A 1438-nucleotide genomic window follows, 5' to 3' on the forward strand; every position below is an offset into this window, starting at 1 on the left:
CTGATACTCGCGCTCGCCGCGTGCACAACACCCAACACCACGCCAACTCCGTCGGCATCTCCTTCGACCTATGCGCCGCCGTGGTTTCTGCACATCACCAGGTACTGGGTACCCACTCGCGCGCTGGATCTCACGAGCCGCGACGCCACCTTCATCCGGGCCTTAACTGAATCCGACGGTATTGCTCGCCTCAGCTCAGCCCATGCCTCGGTGGCATATCCCGGCTACGTTCACGCTCGAGAACTGCATCCTCTAAAACTCGAACCGAGAAGGGACCCCACTTCCGCCCGCCCGCTCGCCCGAACCTCACGATTCATCGGTGCCTTCCACAGTGACGGGAATACCGCGACAGCCACAATCTGCGTTCCCGGTCCAGGCTGGAGCGGCGAAGTCCTCACCTACCGGCGCACCGGGACCCCGCCGCCGGCCAACCAGCATGGTCAACACTGGTATCCCATCCACAACGTCTTCGGCGACTGGCAAGTCCTCAACGACACCGAACCCGCCACCGACCAACCACCCAGCCTCGCCGTACGCCAATGCGCATCCGCCCGCATCCCCGAACAATCCAACCCACCCAACAGCCCCGGCTGGTCCTGGGAACCCGACCCCGGCGCATGACACACCAAACCCGCCCAGCGCGAACACTTCTCACAGCATCAACACTCACGATGCTGATACTCGCGCTCGCCGCATGCACAACACCCAACACCACGCCAACTCCCCCAACGTCTCCGTCGGCGTACGCACCTCCGTGGTTTCTGCACATCACGATGTATTGGGTTCCCACTCCCGCACTGGATCTCATGAGCGCCGACGCCACTTTCATCCGAGCCGTATCTGAATCCGACGGAATAGCGTGGCTCAGCGCAGCCCACGCCTCAGTGGGATATCCCGGCTACGTTCACGCCAGGCAACTGCATCCCCTCAAATTCGAACCTAGAAAGGATCCCAACTTCGCCCGTCCGCTGGCTCAAAGCTCGCATTTCATCGGCGGCTTCCATAGTGACGGAAATACAGCGACAGCCACGATTTGCGAAACTGGCCCCGGCTGGAGCGGCGAAGTCCTCACCTACCGGCGCACCGGGGCCCCGCCGCCGGCCAACCAGCACGGCCCGCACTGGTATCCGATTCACAACGTCTTCGGCGACTGGCAAGTTGTCAACGACACCGATCCCGATTTCGACCAGCCACCGAGCCTCGCCGTACGCCAATGCGCAGCCGCCCACATCCCCGAACAAACCAACGCACCCAACAGCCCCGGCTGGTCCTGGAGTCCGAACCCCGGCGCATGACACACCAAACCCGCCGAGCGCGAACACTTCTCACAGCATCAGCATTCACGATGCTGATAATCGCGCTAGCCGCATGCACAACACCCAACACCACGCCAACTCCCTCGGTCTACGCGCCTCCATGGTTCCTCCACTTCACCACC

2 protein-coding genes are annotated in these 1438 nt (G+C 62.5%); both read left to right on the plus strand.

Features of this window, described 5'->3' with window-relative positions; translation table 11 throughout:
- On the plus strand, window positions 1–621 hold a 621-nt coding region (locus ACPXB3_RS22355), incomplete at its 5' end, for a hypothetical protein (RefSeq protein WP_425707107.1).
- Between the two features lie 185 nt (window positions 622–806).
- Window positions 807–1295 (plus strand): hypothetical protein, encoded by a 489-nt coding sequence (locus ACPXB3_RS22360; protein ID WP_425729835.1) that lies wholly within the window; start codon window positions 807–809, stop codon window positions 1293–1295.
- The last annotated feature ends 143 nt before the right edge of the window (window positions 1296–1438 follow it).

This window comes from Gordonia sp. DT219 (assembly GCF_049847065.1).
Taxonomy (GTDB): domain Bacteria; phylum Actinomycetota; class Actinomycetes; order Mycobacteriales; family Mycobacteriaceae; genus Gordonia.